Here is a 17,516-nt window from a genome sequence, read left to right on the forward strand (position 1 = left end):
TCGGTCTCCCCTTATCGTATATGGCGGCTAGACGTTCGTGCCAGCCTCTACGATGGGTTATACCTGAGGAGATGTTGCTCCTTCGCATACAATACTCCCTTCCCTTCGCAGAAGCGGCTTCGTCAATGAACAACGGTTCGCGCACATTCTACAGGGAAGCTAAGTATAAGACAGATCATAACGTTTCCAAATCGTCCTTTGGGGAATCGTCCTTCGGGGACACATGGTATCCTGATCCTTTCTTTAGTTTGATATGTTCTGAATAGATTATACCACGCGGAAGGGCCACTCTAAACAGTTTCCATCAAAAATAAGCAATCAGCCCTGATTTCTCAGCAGACGGTTGACGGTCTCGCGGCGGACGCCGATCAATTGTCCGATCTCTTCCTGTGTCAGCAGATCTGTGAGCTGTGCGCCATGAGAATATTCGGTCAGCCAGCGGGTCAGCAGAGCCATCCGCTCCCCCGGCGTCCCAACAGTGAGATGATCAAGCCTCGTCTGCATGAACCGCACCTTCTCCTGAAGCAAAAGGGCGATCTCCATCACCTTCTCAGGCTTCTCCTTCAGCTCCCGGTACCATTCTGCAGCCGGAATCAGCTCTACCTCACTTTTCATCATTGCCACTGCGGTTCCATGCGCCTCCTTCGGCGAAATGAGGGAATGATGCGGAACAGTCTCTCCCGGATATAACAGGTTGAATAGTACCATGTTCCCGTTCTCATGCAGTCTCGTGACCTTGAAGAGTCCGCTCTTCACCTTGAACAGGTTCTGGCCGCCGTCTCCCTGGCGGAATAAGACCTCACCTCTGTGCAAAATCATTTCGCATTCTCCTTTGCCTTCTCTGTATATCTATTGTTAATTATACCGAAATAAGACACCAAAATGGAGGGGCAAGCGTAAAACAGCCATTATTCACGAGTTCAATGGTAAAGAAACCGCCCGGGGGCAGAGAATGGTCTCTGCTCCCAGGCGGTTTCAGGGAAAGGTAAAATAGGTTATTTCGCTTCAATCGGCTTCTTCCAGAGCCCAAGGATCAGCCCGGAAATCACGGAGCCGATCAGCACAGATAACAGGAACAGCGCGGCATTGCTGGACAGGAAGGCTACGAACACACCGCCATGCGGTGCGGGAACGTTGAGGTTCCACAGCTGGGTAAGTCCGCCGGCTACGGCAGAGCCCAGGATACAGGAGGTAAGCACCCGCAGCGGATCAGCCGCAGCGAATGGAATGGCTCCTTCGGTGATGAAGGATAAGCCCAGCACATAGTTGGTTACACCGGATTTACGTTCGGTCTCCGTGAATTTATTCTTGAAGAATGAGGTGGCCAGGGCAATCGCCAGCGGAGGTACCATCCCTCCAGCCATGACTGCGGCCATCATCATTCCGTTCGTATTGCCGCTGGACGTAAACACGCCGATGGCAAAGGTATAAGCTGCTTTGTTGAACGGGCCGCCCATATCAATGGCCATCATTCCGCCAAGCACCAAGCCCAGCAGAATCTTGTTGCCTGTGCCCAGATTATTAAGCACATCGGTCAGTCCCCCATTGATCCAGCTGAATAACGGATCGAACAGGAAGAACATAATCGCGCCGGTAATCAGCAGACTGAATACGGGATAGAGCAGAATCGGCTTCAGTCCGTCCAGTGTGCGCGGCAGGCCCGAGAAGGCTCTGCGGAGCATAACCACAACGTAACCAGCCAGGAACCCTGCCGCCAGACCGCCGAGGAAGCCTGAATTGGAGTTGAGTGCCATTAGACCGCCGACCATACCTGGCATAAGCGCAGGCCGGTCGCCGATGCTCATCGCGATAAATCCGGCCAGGATCGGAATCAGGAAGTGGAAGGCTCCGTCACCGCCGCCAATGCTCTGCAGCAGCTTAACCAGCGGATTGTCGGGACTGGCCACCTGTTCAATCAGGAAGGAGATCGCCAGCAGAATACCTCCACCGACTACGAACGGCAGCATATGCGAGATGCCGTTCATCAGGTCTTTGTAAATTTTGCTTCCAATAGAACCGGACTTTACAGGCGCTGCCCCTTCGTCACTGCGTCCAGAGCCGCGGTAGATAGGCGCATCTCCTGCAACTGCGATCCGGATCAGTTCCTCTGACTTGCGGATACCGTCGCTAACCGGACGCTGAAGCACTGGTTTGCCGCTGAAGCGCTCCATCTCTACATTTTTATCAGCGGCAATAATGACCCCGCTGGCCCGGGCGATTTCGTCTGCAGTCAGCACATTCTGCGCACCCTCCGAGCCGTTGGTTTCAACGCGGATATTAATGCCCATCTCCTTGGCCTTTTTCTTGAGGGCATCCTCGGCCATGTAAGTATGGGCGATTCCAGTGGGACAGGCTGTTACAGCAACTACGAAGCTCTGTGAATCCGGGTTCCCGGTAATGATCCGTGCCGGTTCAGCTTGCGGTGCGGCTGCCTTCGGAGCAGCCTTCACTTCCGCTGCCTTGGCTTCCGCTTCTGCCTGGGCCTCAGCCTCCGCTTGCTTGGCATCGAATAAGGCGGACACCTCGGCAGGTGTCTTGGCACCCATGAGCTGTTCGATGAATTCGCTTTCAATGAGCAACCTGGACAGTGCAGCGAGTGTTCGCAGGTGCATATTTCCAGCTCCGTCCGGCGCGGCAATCATGAAGAATATATGGGCCGGGGCTTCATCCAAGGAGGCAAAATCAATTCCGGCGCTGCTCTTCGCAAATACCACCGTGGCTTCCTTAACGGCCTTGGTCTTGGCATGCGGCATGGCAATGCCTCCGCCGATGCCTGTGCTGGACTGGGCTTCACGCTCCAGAATCTTCTCTTTGAACAGCTTCGCATCCGTGATGCGTCCGCTGGCCGCGAGACTGGCAATCAGCTCGTCAATGGCCCCTTCCTTCGTGGTAGCCTGCAGCTCCATAATCATCGTTTCCTGTATCATTAAATCTGTAATTTTCATCTAATCTCAACTCCCCGAATGTACTTGAACCTCTTACCTCTGTTATTCATAGCTGAGATATGGCAATAAGCGGACGAAGCTCTTCAATCAATGCCCGGTCTGCCAGATCATCGGAGAATGCTGTGGCACTTCCTGATGCCACACCGGCACGGAAGGCTTCCAGCACATTCCCTGTCAGCGACAAGGTGCCAACGAATCCGGCAATCATCGAATCTCCCGCACCTACTGAATTCCTCACCTGGCCCTTAGGAGCGCTGGCATGGTAGACCTCTTGCCCTGTAATGAACAATGCGCCCTTTCCAGCCATGGAGACCAGCACATGCTTGGCGCCGCCCGTAAGCAACTTGCGTCCGTAAGTGATAATCTCCTCCCGGGTACTGATCTGAACACCGAACAGCTCTGCCAGCTCATGGTGATTCGGCTTGACCAGCAGCGGTCCCTGGGATAATGCGTCCTGCAAGGCCTGCCCGGTCGTATCAATAACAAACTCCGCGCCCTTCTGCTTGCATACTGCAATCAGCCTGCTGTAGAAATCTCCGCCCAGCGAAGGTGGCGTGCTGCCTGACAGAATCACAATGTCACCCGGCTTCAGGGCTTCCAGCTTGTGCAGCAGCGAAGCCGTCTCGGTCTCCGTAATGACAGGACCAGCACCGTTAATCTCCGTCTCCTGGCCTGCCTTAAGCTTGATATTGATCCGGGTATCGTCCGCAATAGGAACGAAGTCGCGGGATATCCCTTCCTGGCCCAGCCAGGTGTCAATGTAGCCTCCGGTGAAGCCGCCAAGAAATCCCGTGGCCGTATTCTCAACGCCCAGCTGCTTCAGTACACGGGATACGTTAATGCCCTTGCCGCCAGGCAGCTTCATATCCCGCTTCATCCGGTTGAGTCCGCCTAATGTTAACTCTTCTACCTCCACGATATAATCGACGGAAGGATTGAGTGTCACCGTATAGATCATCATTCATCCCTCATTTATAATGTTTGTCTTCCCATCCCATCACACCAGTGTATAATCCACATCCAGCTTCTCAAGCTGTCTCCGGAAGCTATCCGGTATCCCCGTATCCAGAATGCAGTGGTCCATCTCCTGCAGATCTGCGACCTTACAGAAGGATATCTGCCCGATTTTGCTGTGGTCGGCCAGCAGGATCGTCTGCTTCGCTACTGCGATCATTTTGCGCTTCGTGGCCGCTTCCAGCATATTCGGCGTCGTAATCCCTTCGCGGATATCCAGCCCGTTGGTGCCAAGGAAAGCCTTATCCACCCGTACCATGTCCAGCGAACGTTCAGTCATCGGCCCGACAAAAGCCATAGTGTCCGGCCTTAGCATCCCGCCTGTAATGGACACCTCAATATGACGGCAGTCCTTCAGCTCGTTCAGCGCCATGATCGAGTTGGTAATGACCTTGAGATTACGGAACGATTTCAGCGCCCGGGCAATCTGCAGGGTGGTGGTACCGCCGTCAAGGAGAATGGCATCGCCATCCTCAATCATCTCCACAGCCTTCCCGGCAATCCGCAGCTTCTCCTCCAGAAACCGGTCTTCCTTGTCTGAAACCGCCGCTTCAAAATTCACACTCTGCAGGGACACTGCCCCGCCATGCGTACGCTTCAGCAGCCGCGCTTCCTCCAGCTCTTTGAGGTCCCGGCGGATGGTCGATTCCGAGACGGACAGCTCCTGGCCCAGCTCTTGAACCGAGGCTCTTGTATGCTTCTCGACAAACAGCAGAATCATCCGTTTGCGTTCTTCTTCAAACATGCAGCTCACTCCTTTAGGATGTGCAGCTACCCGCTGCCGGATTCCTATATATACAGTAACTACTGAATTGAAAGAAAAGATGACTGGACCTAAATCATTTGTGATCGATGTTGATCATTTGTGCTCATTTATGATTGTAACAGCGTTTTCATGAACTGTAAAGAGGCTTTCTCTGCTTATTTTTCGCCATAAAATCATGAGTTTAACCCAGTTATTCCAACCGAATTCACCGCTGCTTTAAGAATCGGATCATTCCCTGCTCATTTCTGCTCATTTCAGCCTGTCACTATATCATCTGTTTCGGCAAATTACCTCCCGATTGCCCATTTCACAATGGCAGCGAGCAACATATTTATATTACATATGGGGAAAAGCGGGTGAACAGGAGATGGCCTATTACAATAACAACGGATATGGCAGCGCGGGCGGGAACGGCGGGAACGGCAGTAGCAGCGGCATTAACGGCCACGGAGCGGGAGGCAGTAACGGCCCTGTTGAAACAGAGGAGCTTAGTGCAGAGGATTATGCGATTATTGCTGCCGGCTTCGGTGTGCTCGGGGAACTGTTTGCTTTTTTCTCTCTGGTAAAAGCCAAGCAGGTCACCAAGGAAACAGGCGGGAAGGTAGCTACAGACATCGACCCGGTGTTGTTCGTGCAAAACCGCAAAAAAAAAGCAGCCAGACGAAAGTCCCGCCGGCTGCGTTGAACGTTTATTTTGTCCAAACCCGTCATTTACTTCAAAGATATGACCTCATGCTTCGCAAATATGGCCTGCACCTTCTCCTGCAGCTCCTCTTCGGGCAGAAGGATAATGACAATAATATGCTCCAGATCGGCATGCTTCGCATACGCCTGCGCATCTTCTTGCGGAATTCCCATCCCGATCAGGCTGACCTCAAGCCCGTCTGTCTCCAGATCCGCTCCTGCCAGCTTGCGGGCTGCCGGACCTGCTGCGACCGCTGAATCGGACACCATATCCAGACCTACCCCCAGTCCGCGGGCTGTGCCGAACAAGCCTTTATTCCCCTGCCCTGTCTCCACATCCCCGATTCCGGCATCCTGGCTGATGGTCTCCAGCGTGTTCTTCTGCTTCGTGACGGCTGAGATATGCTTCGCCTTGATTCCGTTCTCCTTCAATTCCCCGATCGCCAGCACCGCATCACTCCGGTGTCCAAAAATCCCCAATACCAATGTTGGCATGCGGCATCCCTCCTGTTACTGCGATATTACCACCCTGCCTGGGGGTTGAACCTGCCTTGAACTCCGCTAACAGCAACGGCTACTGCCGGCCGTGAATCAATCTCTTCTAATTCGGTTATAAAGATACGTATACATAAATATAAACATAACTTAAGAGATTGGGGGGACTGCCTATGCTTCAAAGCAAGTATTTCCGGACCTGCCTGGCCATTATCGCCTTTTTGACGATCCTGTACCTGGGCTCTAAGGTCATTTTTCTGTTCACACCGCTGGTATCTATTATTCAACTATTACTCGTACCGATGATGCTGTCGGGCTTCATGTATTATCTGCTGCGGCCGATCGTCAACTATCTGGGTACCAAAAATGTAAACCGCGGGCTGTCCGTGCTGCTGATCTATCTTGTGTTCGCCGGACTGTTCGTCCTATTCTGGGTACTGGTCTGGCCTACACTGCGTGAGCAGATCCAGAACTTCATCGACAATACGCCATATCTGGTCGAGGGTATACAGAATCAGTTCAACAAGCTCCAGAATGATCCGTCGCTCTCCCGCTTCTTCAAGGGTGATACAGATGTGACCACACGCCTGACGGAGTATCTGAACAATGTCATTACCTGGGTAACGAATTCAATGTCTAATCTGATCGCAGTGATCTCCAGTATTGTCGTGGTAATCGCCACCCTGCCGATCATTCTCTACTATATGCTGAAGGACGGCAACAAGCTGTCTCCGATTCTTCAGGGCCTGATCCCGAGAAAGTACCGCAAGGAAGGCCAGGAGATGTTCAAGGATATCGACTCTGCACTCAGCGGCTTCATCGTTACGCGCGTCCTGCTTAATGTGGTGCTCGGCATCTTGCTGTATATCGGATTTTTGCTGATCGGTCTGCCCTATTCCCTGCTGCTCGCCTTGATCTCCATCCCGCTAAATTTCATTCCTTATGTGGGCTCGCTGCTGGCGGCGGTTCCGGTGATTATCGTGGGGTTCATCGAATCGCCTTCACTCGCGATTTGGTCAGCCGTCGTCATTCTGATCGCGCAGCAGATTCAGGATAACGTGCTGTCTCCGGTCATCTACGGCAAGTCGCTGGACGTGCATCCGCTGACCACGGTGCTGCTTGTACTTGTGGGGGGCGACTTCTACGGCCTGATCGGCGTCCTCATTGCGCTTCCGGTCTATATGATTATCAAAATCATCTTCCTGCGCATTTACGAGATCATTGTCGCCGAACGGGTGGATCAACCCGTCCCTGAGTCCGGTGCTCCGCCAGGGATTGAGATCGAGATTGTCAAGGACGATCAGCTATAGTTGGACAAAAAGCCCTCCGGCGCAGATGATCTCCGCGCCGGAGGGCTTTTCAATGTACACGCCTGGATGTATTCAGACTTCAGCCCCGCAGCGAGCGGACCACAAAAGTATGGTTGCCCTTAGGCAGGTTCTGCCCGCCATGCAGCGTCACGGAGCCTTTGGTATGTGCGATGATCGTCGCATTGAACGCCACCAGCTGGTCCCCTTTCCAGACGGTAACCGCTGATTTGAAATAGACGGCATTATCAAACTGCAGACGTTCTCTCATGATATAGCCGACCGAATGGAGAAACGGGGGCAAAGCCCTCTCTTTGGGAGCCAGGGCTTTGATGTACACAATATCGCGGAAAGGGACAGCAATCTCCTGATGCCCGATGACGGCTACCGAAGCTGCAAGATCCCATCTGCGCAGAACGCCTTTCATGATCGTATATGGCTGCTCACCGCAGTACATAATGACCGGTCTGCCAACCCAATGCTTCATGGCTCCACGCCCTTCCCTGTGCCTGAACTACTTATACCTTCGGTATGGACCAGTCAATGCCCTTAAGCCCATGCTGCTCCAGATACTGGTTGGCCTGAGAGAAGGGGCGGCTGCCGAGAAATCCGCGGTGTGCAGAGAACGGGCTCGGGTGCGGAGACTGGATCACCTTATGTCTGCTGCGGTCCACGACCGCGCCCTTGAGCTGGGCATGACTGCCCCACAGGATGAATACCATCGGTTCAGTCCGTTCGTTCAGCTTCGCCATAATGGCATCCGTGAAGGTCTCCCAGCCCAGCCCCTTATGCGAATTCGGCTGGCCCTCACGTACTGTCAGTACGGCATTGAGCATCAGCACGCCCTCTTCCGCCCAGTGCAGCAGCGATCCGTGACCCGGCACCTCTAGACCGAGATCACTATGCAGCTCAGCGTAGATGTTCCGCAAAGACGGCGGAATCCTTACACCCGGCTCGACCGAGAAGCTAAGGCCATGGGCCTGTCCTGCGCCGTGATACGGGTCCTGTCCAAGAATGACTACCCGGGTCTTACTGTAAGGCGTCAGCTTCAGCGCCGAGAACAGCTTGTCCTTCGGGGGATAGACTGTATACTGCTTGTACTCGCGTGCCAGGGCATAGCGCAATTCCTCAAAGTAAGGCTTCTGCGTCTCTTCCTGCAGCACTTCATCCCAATCGTTGCCAAACATCCTGTTCTCCTCCCAATTCCCCTGCTATTAGTATTGTTTCATTACCTGTTATTAACCAGAATAACAGGAACTTATTTGCGGCCATAGTCCGCTTTGATTTCGCCCCATGACTTCGTCTGCCATTTCAGCACCTTGTTATCATAGGTATGGTTCCGCAGCCAGCTCTCCGCCCGGTCAATCAGTTGCCAGATCTCCTCCGTGGAGGCATCGCGGGGCAAGGTCGTGGCTACCTTTTTCTGCTTGACCCATTTCATTGCATTGACAGAATCACTATAGACTGTCTTGCTGCTGCCCTCCTGCTTAAGATGAGCCAGCGCATGCACAATCGCCAGGAACTCTCCGAGGTTATTAGTCCCTTTACGGATCGGACCGCAGGAGAAAATCACATCCCCGGTCTGGGTATCCACGCCTTTGTATTCGACCGGTCCGGGATTGCCCCGGGTGCCTACATCCACGGAGATGCTATCATAATCGATCTCCTCAGACGTCTCCACGCTGGCACTGCGGCTCCAAGTCTTGCCTGACTTGCTTTTGCCGGATGCTCCTGATGCCGCACCTGTTCCCCAGTTGCCCTTCCAGCCTGCCTTGAAGGCTGTGTCAGCCGCCGCCTTGCTCTCATAGGACTTATATTTCGCTCCAGTATAATGATCCGTCTGCGCTTGGCATTCCGCCCATGTATTGTAGACTCCAGGCTTCTTACCTTCCCATACTACGTAGTATTTCTGTTTCGCCATTCCTATTGCTCCCTCCTGCCGGTGTAACCTTATCCAGATTCATATTGTAATGCATACCGCGTTCATATTGAAGCCTGATTACACTCGTACACCTGCTGCCGGCCGAATATATGTTGGATAATTACCGGCAGGCGCGTTCATACTAATACGGCAGCTTAGTCCAGCACAGCAAGCGTAGTATCAGCAATGGTCTGGAGCTTGCTTGTATCCTGTGTTGCCTTGACCATAACCCGCAGACCTACCAGGGCATTATGCAGATAAGCAGCAAGCGCCGGGGCCGCATGCCGGGAGGATAGCTCTCCGGTCTCCTGACCATGCAGGATCAGCCGCTCAATTAATCTCTCTGTATTCAGAAAAGCCTCATTCGCCCGGCCAGCAGCTTCCGGATCATGACCCGACAGCTCCACTGCCGTATTCACCAGCATGCAGCCCTTCGGCTCCTCTTCACTTCTGTGAATTATGGCTTCGAATAATAGACGGATGGCTGCCTTGGCGGAGGTGATACCCTCGATCCGGCTCTCCATCCGGGAGCTTTGAAGGGATGCAAAGCGCTCCAGCGCTTTTATATATAAGGTATGCTTGTCTCCAAAGGTGTCATACATGCTTCGCTTATGAATTCCCATACCGGTTACAAGATCCTGCATGGAGGTCTTCTCATAGCCCTGCTGCCAGAAAATCGTCATTGCCTTGAGCAATACATCATCAATGTCAAACTCTTTGCTACGCGCCATGATCATGCTCCTTTCGCGGTCTATTTTACCATTTATAGAACGATCGGTAAATATTATTGTAGCCTTGTTAACTAGATCACATCGATTCCGTACCAATCATTCTATATTAATTTTAAGGAAAATACCATCAGCATTTCACACCCCAAGGAGGTTATCACATGAGAAAGTTCGCAGTAATACTTGCGGCATTCACCCTGACCCTGCTCATTGGCTGCGGCAACGCAAACAAAAATGCAGGGAACACCGGCACAGCAGAGAACGCGGGCAATACGGCGGCTACCGCTGCACCGGATGCGGTCACTTCGGCTTCGGTAGTCGATAACGGAGAAGCCTTCAAGAAGGCGATCAGCAAAGACGGCACCTGGATTGCAGCTACACTGAAGGACCTGAGCTTCTCCGAGGAGCTTGTGCTCGACGGACAGTTCATCCATAAGGAAGAGCCTGCCCGCAAAATCGCGCTCTATACCCAGGATGCTGATCACAACATCACGAACTCCTTCAAGCTCACCGCTCCGAAATTGACGATCCGCAGTGAGAATGCCCGGATTCAGGGAGGGACGTTTGTGGGTGATGTCTATGTGGAGGCTGACGGCTTCGCTGTCGTGAATGCCACCATTGAAGGCAATGTCTATTTCTCCGATGACAAATACCAGGCTACCTATTCCGCAGCAGATCAAGGGAAGGTAACCGGCGTCACTGAAGTGAAAAAATAATGCGGCAGGGTGCGGGGTGTTTCTCTTCGGGCAATCAGCCGGGGAGAACACCCTTTTTTTGCATTGTTACCCTGGAAAAGAGGTGCTGGCCTAATGAAATTCATCCGTAAGTATGCTATCCTTCCTCTTCTGCTCCTGATGCTCTCCTCCTGTAACGGACAGGATGCGGCCGAGACGGAGCCGCAATACCGGATTCAGTCCGGTCATGATCTGAGTATCCTGACAACGAGCGATACCCATTATTTAGCGCAGGAGCTTAGAGATCTCGGGCCTGCCTTCCAGCAGTTTCTGGCTGCCGGTGACGGCAAGCAGCTCGGCTACAGCAAGGAGATGATGGAGGCTCTGGGCTATGATATCGGAATCCGCAAGCCGGATGTGGTGATTATCAGCGGGGATCTCAGCAACAACGGGGAAGAAGCCAGCCATAAGGAGCTGGCCGGACATCTGAAGCGCATTGAGCAAGACACCGGAACCCGGATCTATGTGATCCCGGGCAATCATGATATCCGGAATCCCTGGGCCCGGAGCTTCCGCGATAAGCGCCAATACGCCACAGATTCCGTGAGCGCCACAGCGTTCCGCAAAATCTATGGCAGCTTCGGTTATGATGAGGCCCTGCTGAGAGACGAAGATTCGCTCAGCTACCTGGCTGCCCCGTCGGAGGAGCTATGGCTGCTCATGCTGGATACTGCACAGTACGGAGACAATAAAGCGCTGGGCCATCCCCAGCTGGAGGGCCGGGTCAGTGACCGGACCCTGGAATGGATCGCCGCCTGCGGTGCGAAGGCCGCTGCCGCAGGCGCGCAGCTTGTGACGGTCATGCATCACAGCCTGCTGAACCACAGTGAATTCATTCAGGAGGGCTTCACTGTAGAGGACCATGCCAAGGTTACAGATGCCTTGATGAAGAGCGGCGTGCAGACGGTTCTCAGCGGGCATATACACATTCAGGATATCAGTGAATACAGTCATGACGGGGAGCGCATCTATGACATTGCCAGCAGTGCTTTATCCGTTTATCCCCATCAATACGGACTCTTAACCTATTCCTCCGCCCGTCAGACTCTGGATTACAGCACTGCAAGATTAGGGATGGAGCAATGGGCAACAGCCACCGGCAATACAGATCCGAATCTGCTGGGCTTCAGGGCCTACAGTGAAGCCAACTTCCGCAAGCGGTCTGCCACCCGGAGTTATTCCCATCTGGCTGAAGATCCCGCTTACGCCAGCTATACGGAGGCTGAGCTGAAGCAAATGGCTGACGTTGTCGGAAGGCTGAACGAGAATTACTTTGCAGGCTCTGCAAGTACGGACAATGCAGCCTTGACCGCCACAGCAGGCTACCGGCTCTGGCAGGACGCTCCAGCGGGCGGAACGAGAAGCTATGTTCTGAAGATGGCCTCGCAGCAGCCGAAAAGCAATCATGAACTGCATGTCCAGCTTCCTCAGCGGTGATGTTTGAAGAACTGGAAATAGGTGCAAGATAGACACGTATGCTTACACCTATTGCTGAGGAGATGATGATCACCATGTTCACACGTATGGATGAGATTATGATTGAAATCCCGGACGTCGAGAAACCAGATCCTAATGCTGCAGCAGCCGTTCAAGAGCTGCTCGGTGGCAAATTCGGTGAAATGTCAACACTCAATAACTATTTGTACCAGTCCTTCAACTTCCGCTCCAAGGACAAGCTGAAGCCCTTCTACGACCTGGTGATGAGTATTACCGCCGAGGAACTGGGCCATGTTGAGCTGGTCTCCCACGCCGTGAATAAATGTCTAAGAGGTTCCACAGCCTATAAGAAGCCGGATTCCACGCCGCTGGGGGATGTCAAAGACGCACGGCTGTCTTATCACTTCCTGGCGGGCGCACAGGGAGCCATGCCATTCGACTCTATGGGCAATCCATGGACCGGAGCCAATGTGTTCAACAGCGGCAACCTGGTAGAGGATCTGCTGCATAACTTCTTCCTGGAGTGCGGGGCCAGAACCCATAAAATGAAGGTCTACGAAATGACCGACCACCCTGCAGCCCGGGCGGTAGTCGGCTTCCTGCTTGTCCGTGGGGGCGTTCACGTAGTCGCTTACGCCAAGGCGCTGGAGATTGCCACAGGCGTCAATGTCACCAAGCTCGTGCCGATTCCTTCCCTGGACAACAAGGCGTTCAATGAAGCCAGGAAGTATGAAGAAAAAGGCGTCCATACGAAGCTCTACACGTGGAGCGATAAGGATTTCAGCTCCATTGACCAGATCTGGAAGGGTACCCATCCTGAAGACGGGCTTCCACTGGAGGTCATTCAGGGTGTACCGAAAGGCTTCCCTATCCCCGAAGCCCCGGAATTGAAGGAAGAATTCGCACCGGGCATCTCCGCCGAGGAATTCAAGGAGATTGCCAAACGGCTGAAAATGGCCGGGAATATTCATGACTAGCAGCCAGAGCCAAGCCTAGCGAATAATAGCACCCATAGAGAAGCGGATGTCCTGAAAGCCATGAACTGGCTGCCGGAACATCCGCTTTGTTTGGGTATGGATGCTTCAAAGATCTCCGCCTTATCACTCAGGCTCAAGCAGCAGTGAGGTATCGGCAACAGCCTGTCCATTCACAAGCAGCACAATCGTATGCTCACCGGGATAGTGCTTGCGTGTGGTCAGGTTGGCCCAGCGGTGGGTCCGCGTACCGGAGAGTCTGGTGCCGCCGGGCACGGTTTTGTCGGATAAAAGAAACAGCTTGCGTGAGGTCTTGCCGCCGGCCTTGACGAAGTTGATCCCGTATTCAATACGGATGCGCACCGGACCGCCCTCCCGGATCGTCAGAGCGTATTGCAGCTCACAGTGCTCTCCGATCCGCAGCACGGCCGAGTCAGCCGCCAAGGCAGCCGAGCTGACCAGCGGGGTGCCGCTCTCCTCCTGGGCATATCCGAACAGCTCCATGATCTCAGGGTCGGCTTTGCGGATCAGCGAGCGGCAGCCATGCCGCACAATCCAGTTTGTATTCACATCACTGCCCAGCCAGTTGCGGGCAGTGGCTATGACGATATCGGGGTGATCCTTCGCGATATCGTTCAGGTTGTTGGCTACACTTTTGCGCACATAGAGTGACGGGTCAGCCTTCAGCTTCTCCAATAGCGGCAATAGCGGAGACGGGTCGCGCTTGAACACCGGCAATGCCTGGCCCCAAGGCAGTCGGGGACGGCTGCCCTCGCTGGCGAGCCGCCGTACATGCTCCCCCGGATGCTCCGCCCAGACCAGCATCTGGTCCATCATCCGCTGCGGATCACGCAGCAGGAACGGCCTGACGGCAAATTCCGCCGAGGACCCCGGGGTGAACCGCTCCAGCGCCTCCATCGATAGCTCCCAGTGCTCCCCGCTTCCGCCATACACCTCCACGAAATCCGGGAAGATCAGATACGGGAAGCCGACACAGTCCTTATCTATCGCATACAATATCTTCAGCGCTTCCTCATAGGCCGGGGGCAGGCAGCTGCCCAGCGTCTCTGTAATCCGCCGCATCCTTGCCTTCAGCTCCAGCTCCTCCCACGGCTCCTTCATCGCCTCAGCAATGAAGCGGCCTAGCTCAAACGAACCGTAGACAGCTTTAATTTTCATTCCCAGACTGTGCAGGAATTCTTGGTTGTACATTGCTTTCAGGGGTTCGGCCATTCTTGAATTCCTCCTGCTGTGATTGGATTCTCTTATAATGAGAGCATAACATACGAACCGGACATCCCTGTGTCAACTTCCGGCTGGATATATATACACAAAGTATAGCCTATGTTCAAAACCGGCAGCCTGTCGTACAATAAGATTTAAGTTTTTTCCCGCTGATGTTGAATTTATCCGATGAAAGGACTGGGACTTTTTGCCACAGACACTTGTTAAAAATATTGATTTTTTCGTAGCCGCACTGTCACAGACCTTCGTATCTGCCCTCCAGCTTGACCCTGACGGAATGTATTCCCAGGTAGGCAGCGGAGTCGTTGAGAAATTCTCTGATGAGTACGTCCGGCTGAAAAGATTCGACGGCACCACCTCACATTACGCCCGCGACATTACGAAATTCCAGCACAACCATGCCTGAGAAGGCTTCGGGGTCTCTTCATCAAAGGAGAAACAGAGGAGAAACAGCGCTCGCCCTTGATCCTCCCTCCCCTCTTCAAACGCAGACCCTGGACCCTGATCCGGGTCCGTTTTTGCGTTCACTTTTCACAAAATATTAACGTGTGCATTCCAATAAACTATTGACTTGACGCTGCTGGAGAATTAAACTGAAATCGTTAACAATTCCATGTACCCGGGGAGAACCTATGATTACCATCAAAGATATTGCCCGTGTTGCCGGTGTGTCCCATACTACCGTATCGAGGGCTTTGAACGGCAACCCGCTGATCAAGAAAGCCACCCGGGATAAGATTGAACGGATCGCCTCCGAAATGAATTATGTGCCCAATTACAGCGCCAAGAGCCTGGTCACCAAGAGATCGTTCATCATTGGCCTGTTCTTCTCCAGTATTGAGCAGGGGACTTCCGCAAGCTTCCTGGTGGATGCGATCAAAGGCATTACGCATAGCCTCGATGAGAACTATAATCTGACGGTAAACGGGATCGACGGTGTACAGCATTTCAGCAATATTCAGCCGCAGCGCTTCGATGGTATTCTGGTCATGAGCCAGAGCGATGAAGACAATGCCTTCATCTATCATGTGAAGAAGATGGGCATTCCGCTAGTGGTGCTGAACCGCCAGCTCGAGGACCCGGGCATCATGAACGTGGTGGCCAATGACCGCGAAGGCGTGAAGGAAGCGATTGATTATGCTGTGCAGCAGGGTCACTGCAAGCTGGCTATTATTGAAGGAAAGCCCGGCTTCAAGTCCTCAAGCGAACGTAAGCAGGGCTTCCTGGACAGTCTGATTGCAGGCCGGCTTCCGCTGAATCCCGATTATTTTGCCGCAGGAGATTATAGCATTGAGAGCGGATATGCCGCGATGAGCAAGCTGCTTAGCCTGGAGGACCGGCCTACGGCTGTGTTCTGCTCCAATGATGATATGGCGATTGGCGCTATGAATGCCTGCTATGCCCACAAGGTCCGGGTACCGGAGCAGATCTCACTGATCGGCTTCGACGATATGATGTTCGCCCGCTATACGAATCCTGCCCTGACCACCGTCCGCAAGCCGATTGCTGAGATCAGTGAACTGGGCATCACCATGCTGATCCAGCTGCTTCAGCAGCCGGAGACCCCGCCGCAGCAGCTGTTCGTCAAGACTTCGCTGGTTGTGCGGGATACGGTGGCCGCAGAATAACTCTACCAGAACCCCAGACGCTATTTTCTGCAGATACGGAGCCTTCCTGGAGAAGTGAAGGAATTCCGTATCTTGCTTAAAATAAAATGTTAACGTGTGCAATTTATCACTGTATTCTAAAGGAGATCATGACCACTATGACAAACCGTTTATCCAGAAGCACTCACCCGGAGCTAACCCTCCATCCTGAACGGATGATTCAGTTCGGCGAAGGCAACTTCATGCGTGCGTTCGTGGACTGGCAGCTGCAGCAAATGAACAATCAGGGTCTGTTCAACGGCAGCGCCGTCCTCATTCAGCCTATTGCGCAGGGACCAGGCGGAGTAGCTGAACTGATGGCCGCTCAAGACAACCTCTACACCGTACTGCTGAATGGCATCATGGACAACGAGACCGTCAATTCCCGCGAAATTATCAGCTCGGTCAGCCGGGTGATTAACCCATATACCGATTATGAAGCTTATCTCGCGCTCGCCGAGAATGATGATCTGGAGTTCATTACCTCCAATACTACCGAAGCTGGTATTGCCTATCTTCCAGGCGACCACGCAGATGATGCTCCCCCTAAGAGCTTCCCGGGCAAGCTGACTGCGCTGCTCCACCGCCGCTTCGAGCTTGGCAAGAAAGGCTTCGTCATTATCCCCTGCGAGCTGATTGACCGTAACGGCGAGAAATTGCAGGAGATCGTAGAACGTTATGCGGCTGACTGGAACCTTGGCGCAGAATTCCTGCAATGGCTGAAGTCCGAGAACACCTTCTGCTGCAGTCTGGTCGACCGGATTGTTCCTGGTTATCCGCGTGACCAGGCTGCTGCCCTGGAAGCTGAGCTGGGCTATCTCGATAACGTGATGGTAACCGCAGAACCTTTCCTCTTTTGGGTTATTGAAGGACCGGAGTCTCTGGCAGAGCGCCTGCCGCTGGCCAAGGCCGGACTGAATGTGGTGGTGACACCGGATATGACGCCTTACCGCGAACGCAAGGTTCATCTGCTGAACGGACCGCATACTGCTATGGTTCCTCTGGGCCTGCTCGCCGGGCTTGAGACGGTTGAAGACGTCATGAATGACGGTACCTTCTCCCGGTTCGTGAAGCAGTTGATCGAAGAGGAACTGATTCCTATGCTGGATCTGCCTGCTGATCAGCTATTGTCCTACGCCGATGCCGTACAGGAGCGCTTCCGCAATCCGTTCATCCGCCATGAGCTGACCTCCATCTCGCTCAACAGCATTTCCAAATTCAAGGCCCGCCTGCTCCCGGTCCTGCTTCGCTACCAACAGGAACGCGGTAAGCTTCCGGAGCGGATGACTCTCGCCTTCGCCGCCCTGCTGCTCAGCTACCGTGGAGACCGTATTCCCCGGCAGGACGGCGCAGAGGTACTGGCAGTGTTCGATCAGGCCTGGAGCCAGCCGGCCAGCTTCGTGAACACTATTCTAGCCGACACCAGCCTGTGGGGACAGGATCTGACCCAGCTGCCTGGACTGGCTGCTGCGGTTGCCGCCCACTTGCAGCAGCTGGAGCGTGAAGATTCCCGCGCAGCATTACAGGAACTCGTCGGCTGAACCCGCTCGTTTGTATGAAGAAGTTCAGGGAAGCGCAGACTTACAAACTTGGCATATGCTTCCGAAGCGAGTTTGTACG

General features: G+C 53.6%; 18 protein-coding genes. 8 read left to right on the forward strand and 10 right to left on the reverse strand.

The window, feature by feature from the left end; genetic code table 11:
* Positions 1-318: 318 nt before the first annotated feature.
* The 4 genes from C162_RS23990 to C162_RS24005 form a co-directional block, all read right to left on the reverse strand.
* Entirely contained in the window at positions 319-819 is a 501-nt protein-coding gene (locus C162_RS23990; RefSeq protein WP_036698511.1) for a Crp/Fnr family transcriptional regulator, read from the reverse strand.
* 176 nt (positions 820-995) lie between these two features.
* On the reverse strand, positions 996-2,945 hold the full coding sequence (locus C162_RS23995; protein WP_036698512.1) for a PTS fructose transporter subunit IIABC: 1,950 nt from the start codon (positions 2,943-2,945) through the stop codon (positions 996-998).
* A gap of 46 nt (positions 2,946-2,991) precedes the next feature.
* A complete protein-coding gene (gene pfkB / locus C162_RS24000; protein WP_036698514.1) occupies positions 2,992-3,903 on the reverse strand; it encodes a 1-phosphofructokinase in 912 nt (303 codons plus the stop codon).
* Between the two features lie 39 nt (positions 3,904-3,942).
* Positions 3,943-4,704 carry a DeoR/GlpR family DNA-binding transcription regulator gene (locus C162_RS24005; protein WP_036698516.1) on the reverse strand — a complete coding sequence of 254 codons (762 nt, stop codon included), beginning with the start codon at positions 4,702-4,704 and terminating at the stop codon, positions 3,943-3,945.
* 388 nt (positions 4,705-5,092) lie between these two features.
* Here C162_RS24005 and C162_RS24010 point away from each other — a divergent pair, with 388 nt between their 5' ends.
* Positions 5,093-5,410 carry a hypothetical protein gene (locus tag C162_RS24010; protein WP_036698517.1) on the forward strand — a complete coding sequence of 106 codons (318 nt, stop codon included), beginning with the start codon at positions 5,093-5,095 and terminating at the stop codon, positions 5,408-5,410.
* A 26-nt stretch (positions 5,411-5,436) separates the two neighbouring features.
* Here C162_RS24010 and C162_RS24015 read toward each other — a convergent pair whose 3' ends face one another.
* Positions 5,437-5,904 carry a general stress protein gene (locus C162_RS24015; protein WP_036698520.1) on the reverse strand — a complete coding sequence of 156 codons (468 nt, stop codon included), beginning with the start codon at positions 5,902-5,904 and terminating at the stop codon, positions 5,437-5,439.
* 173 nt (positions 5,905-6,077) lie between these two features.
* Between C162_RS24015 and C162_RS24020 the strand changes: the two genes are divergently transcribed.
* Positions 6,078-7,214: an AI-2E family transporter gene (locus C162_RS24020; protein ID WP_051493876.1), complete on the forward strand. Its 1,137-nt coding sequence runs from the start codon at positions 6,078-6,080 to the stop codon at positions 7,212-7,214.
* Positions 7,215-7,293: 79 nt separating this feature from the next.
* On the opposite strand, the gene C162_RS24025 is transcribed toward C162_RS24020, so the two are convergent.
* The 4 genes from C162_RS24025 to C162_RS24040 form a co-directional block, all read right to left on the reverse strand.
* Entirely contained in the window at positions 7,294-7,698 is a 405-nt protein-coding gene (locus C162_RS24025) for a hypothetical protein (protein ID WP_036698521.1), read from the reverse strand.
* 31 nt (positions 7,699-7,729) lie between these two features.
* Positions 7,730-8,398, reverse strand: coding sequence for a uracil-DNA glycosylase (ung, locus tag C162_RS24030; protein WP_036698523.1), 669 nt, complete (start codon positions 8,396-8,398; stop codon positions 7,730-7,732).
* A 71-nt stretch (positions 8,399-8,469) separates the two neighbouring features.
* Positions 8,470-9,132, reverse strand: coding sequence for a ribonuclease H (rnhA, locus tag C162_RS24035; protein ID WP_036698524.1), 663 nt, complete (start codon positions 9,130-9,132; stop codon positions 8,470-8,472).
* Positions 9,133-9,287: 155 nt separating this feature from the next.
* Positions 9,288-9,863 carry a TetR/AcrR family transcriptional regulator gene (locus C162_RS24040; protein ID WP_036698526.1) on the reverse strand — a complete coding sequence of 192 codons (576 nt, stop codon included), beginning with the start codon at positions 9,861-9,863 and terminating at the stop codon, positions 9,288-9,290.
* A 158-nt stretch (positions 9,864-10,021) separates the two neighbouring features.
* Between C162_RS24040 and C162_RS24045 the strand changes: the two genes are divergently transcribed.
* From C162_RS24045 to C162_RS24055, 3 genes are all read left to right on the forward strand, one after another.
* Positions 10,022-10,576 (forward strand): hypothetical protein, encoded by a 555-nt coding sequence (locus C162_RS24045; RefSeq protein ID WP_036698528.1) that lies wholly within the window; start codon positions 10,022-10,024, stop codon positions 10,574-10,576.
* 93 nt (positions 10,577-10,669) lie between these two features.
* A complete protein-coding gene (locus C162_RS24050; protein ID WP_036698530.1) occupies positions 10,670-12,031 on the forward strand; it encodes a metallophosphoesterase in 1,362 nt (453 codons plus the stop codon).
* 74 nt (positions 12,032-12,105) lie between these two features.
* Positions 12,106-13,008 (forward strand): manganese catalase family protein, encoded by a 903-nt coding sequence (locus tag C162_RS24055; protein ID WP_036698814.1) that lies wholly within the window; start codon positions 12,106-12,108, stop codon positions 13,006-13,008.
* A 123-nt stretch (positions 13,009-13,131) separates the two neighbouring features.
* On the opposite strand, the gene C162_RS24060 is transcribed toward C162_RS24055, so the two are convergent.
* Positions 13,132-14,238: a hypothetical protein gene (locus C162_RS24060; protein WP_036698533.1), complete on the reverse strand. Its 1,107-nt coding sequence runs from the start codon at positions 14,236-14,238 to the stop codon at positions 13,132-13,134.
* 199 nt (positions 14,239-14,437) lie between these two features.
* On the opposite strand from C162_RS24060, the gene C162_RS24065 reads away from it, so the two are divergent.
* The 3 genes from C162_RS24065 (at position 14,438) to C162_RS24075 (ending at position 17,437) form a co-directional block, all read left to right on the forward strand.
* Complete coding sequence (locus C162_RS24065; protein WP_036698535.1) at positions 14,438-14,656, forward strand: hypothetical protein; 219 nt, start codon at positions 14,438-14,440, stop codon at positions 14,654-14,656.
* Between the two features lie 226 nt (positions 14,657-14,882).
* Positions 14,883-15,878 carry a LacI family DNA-binding transcriptional regulator gene (locus tag C162_RS24070; protein ID WP_036698537.1) on the forward strand — a complete coding sequence of 332 codons (996 nt, stop codon included), beginning with the start codon at positions 14,883-14,885 and terminating at the stop codon, positions 15,876-15,878.
* Positions 15,879-16,015: 137 nt separating this feature from the next.
* Positions 16,016-17,437, forward strand: a complete 1,422-nt coding sequence (locus C162_RS24075; RefSeq protein ID WP_084649027.1) for a tagaturonate reductase — start codon at positions 16,016-16,018, stop codon at positions 17,435-17,437.
* Positions 17,438-17,516: the final 79 nt, after the last annotated feature.

The sequence above is a fragment of the Paenibacillus sp. FSL R7-269 genome (assembly GCF_000517865.1).
Lineage (GTDB): Bacteria > Bacillota > Bacilli > Paenibacillales > Paenibacillaceae > Paenibacillus_AQ.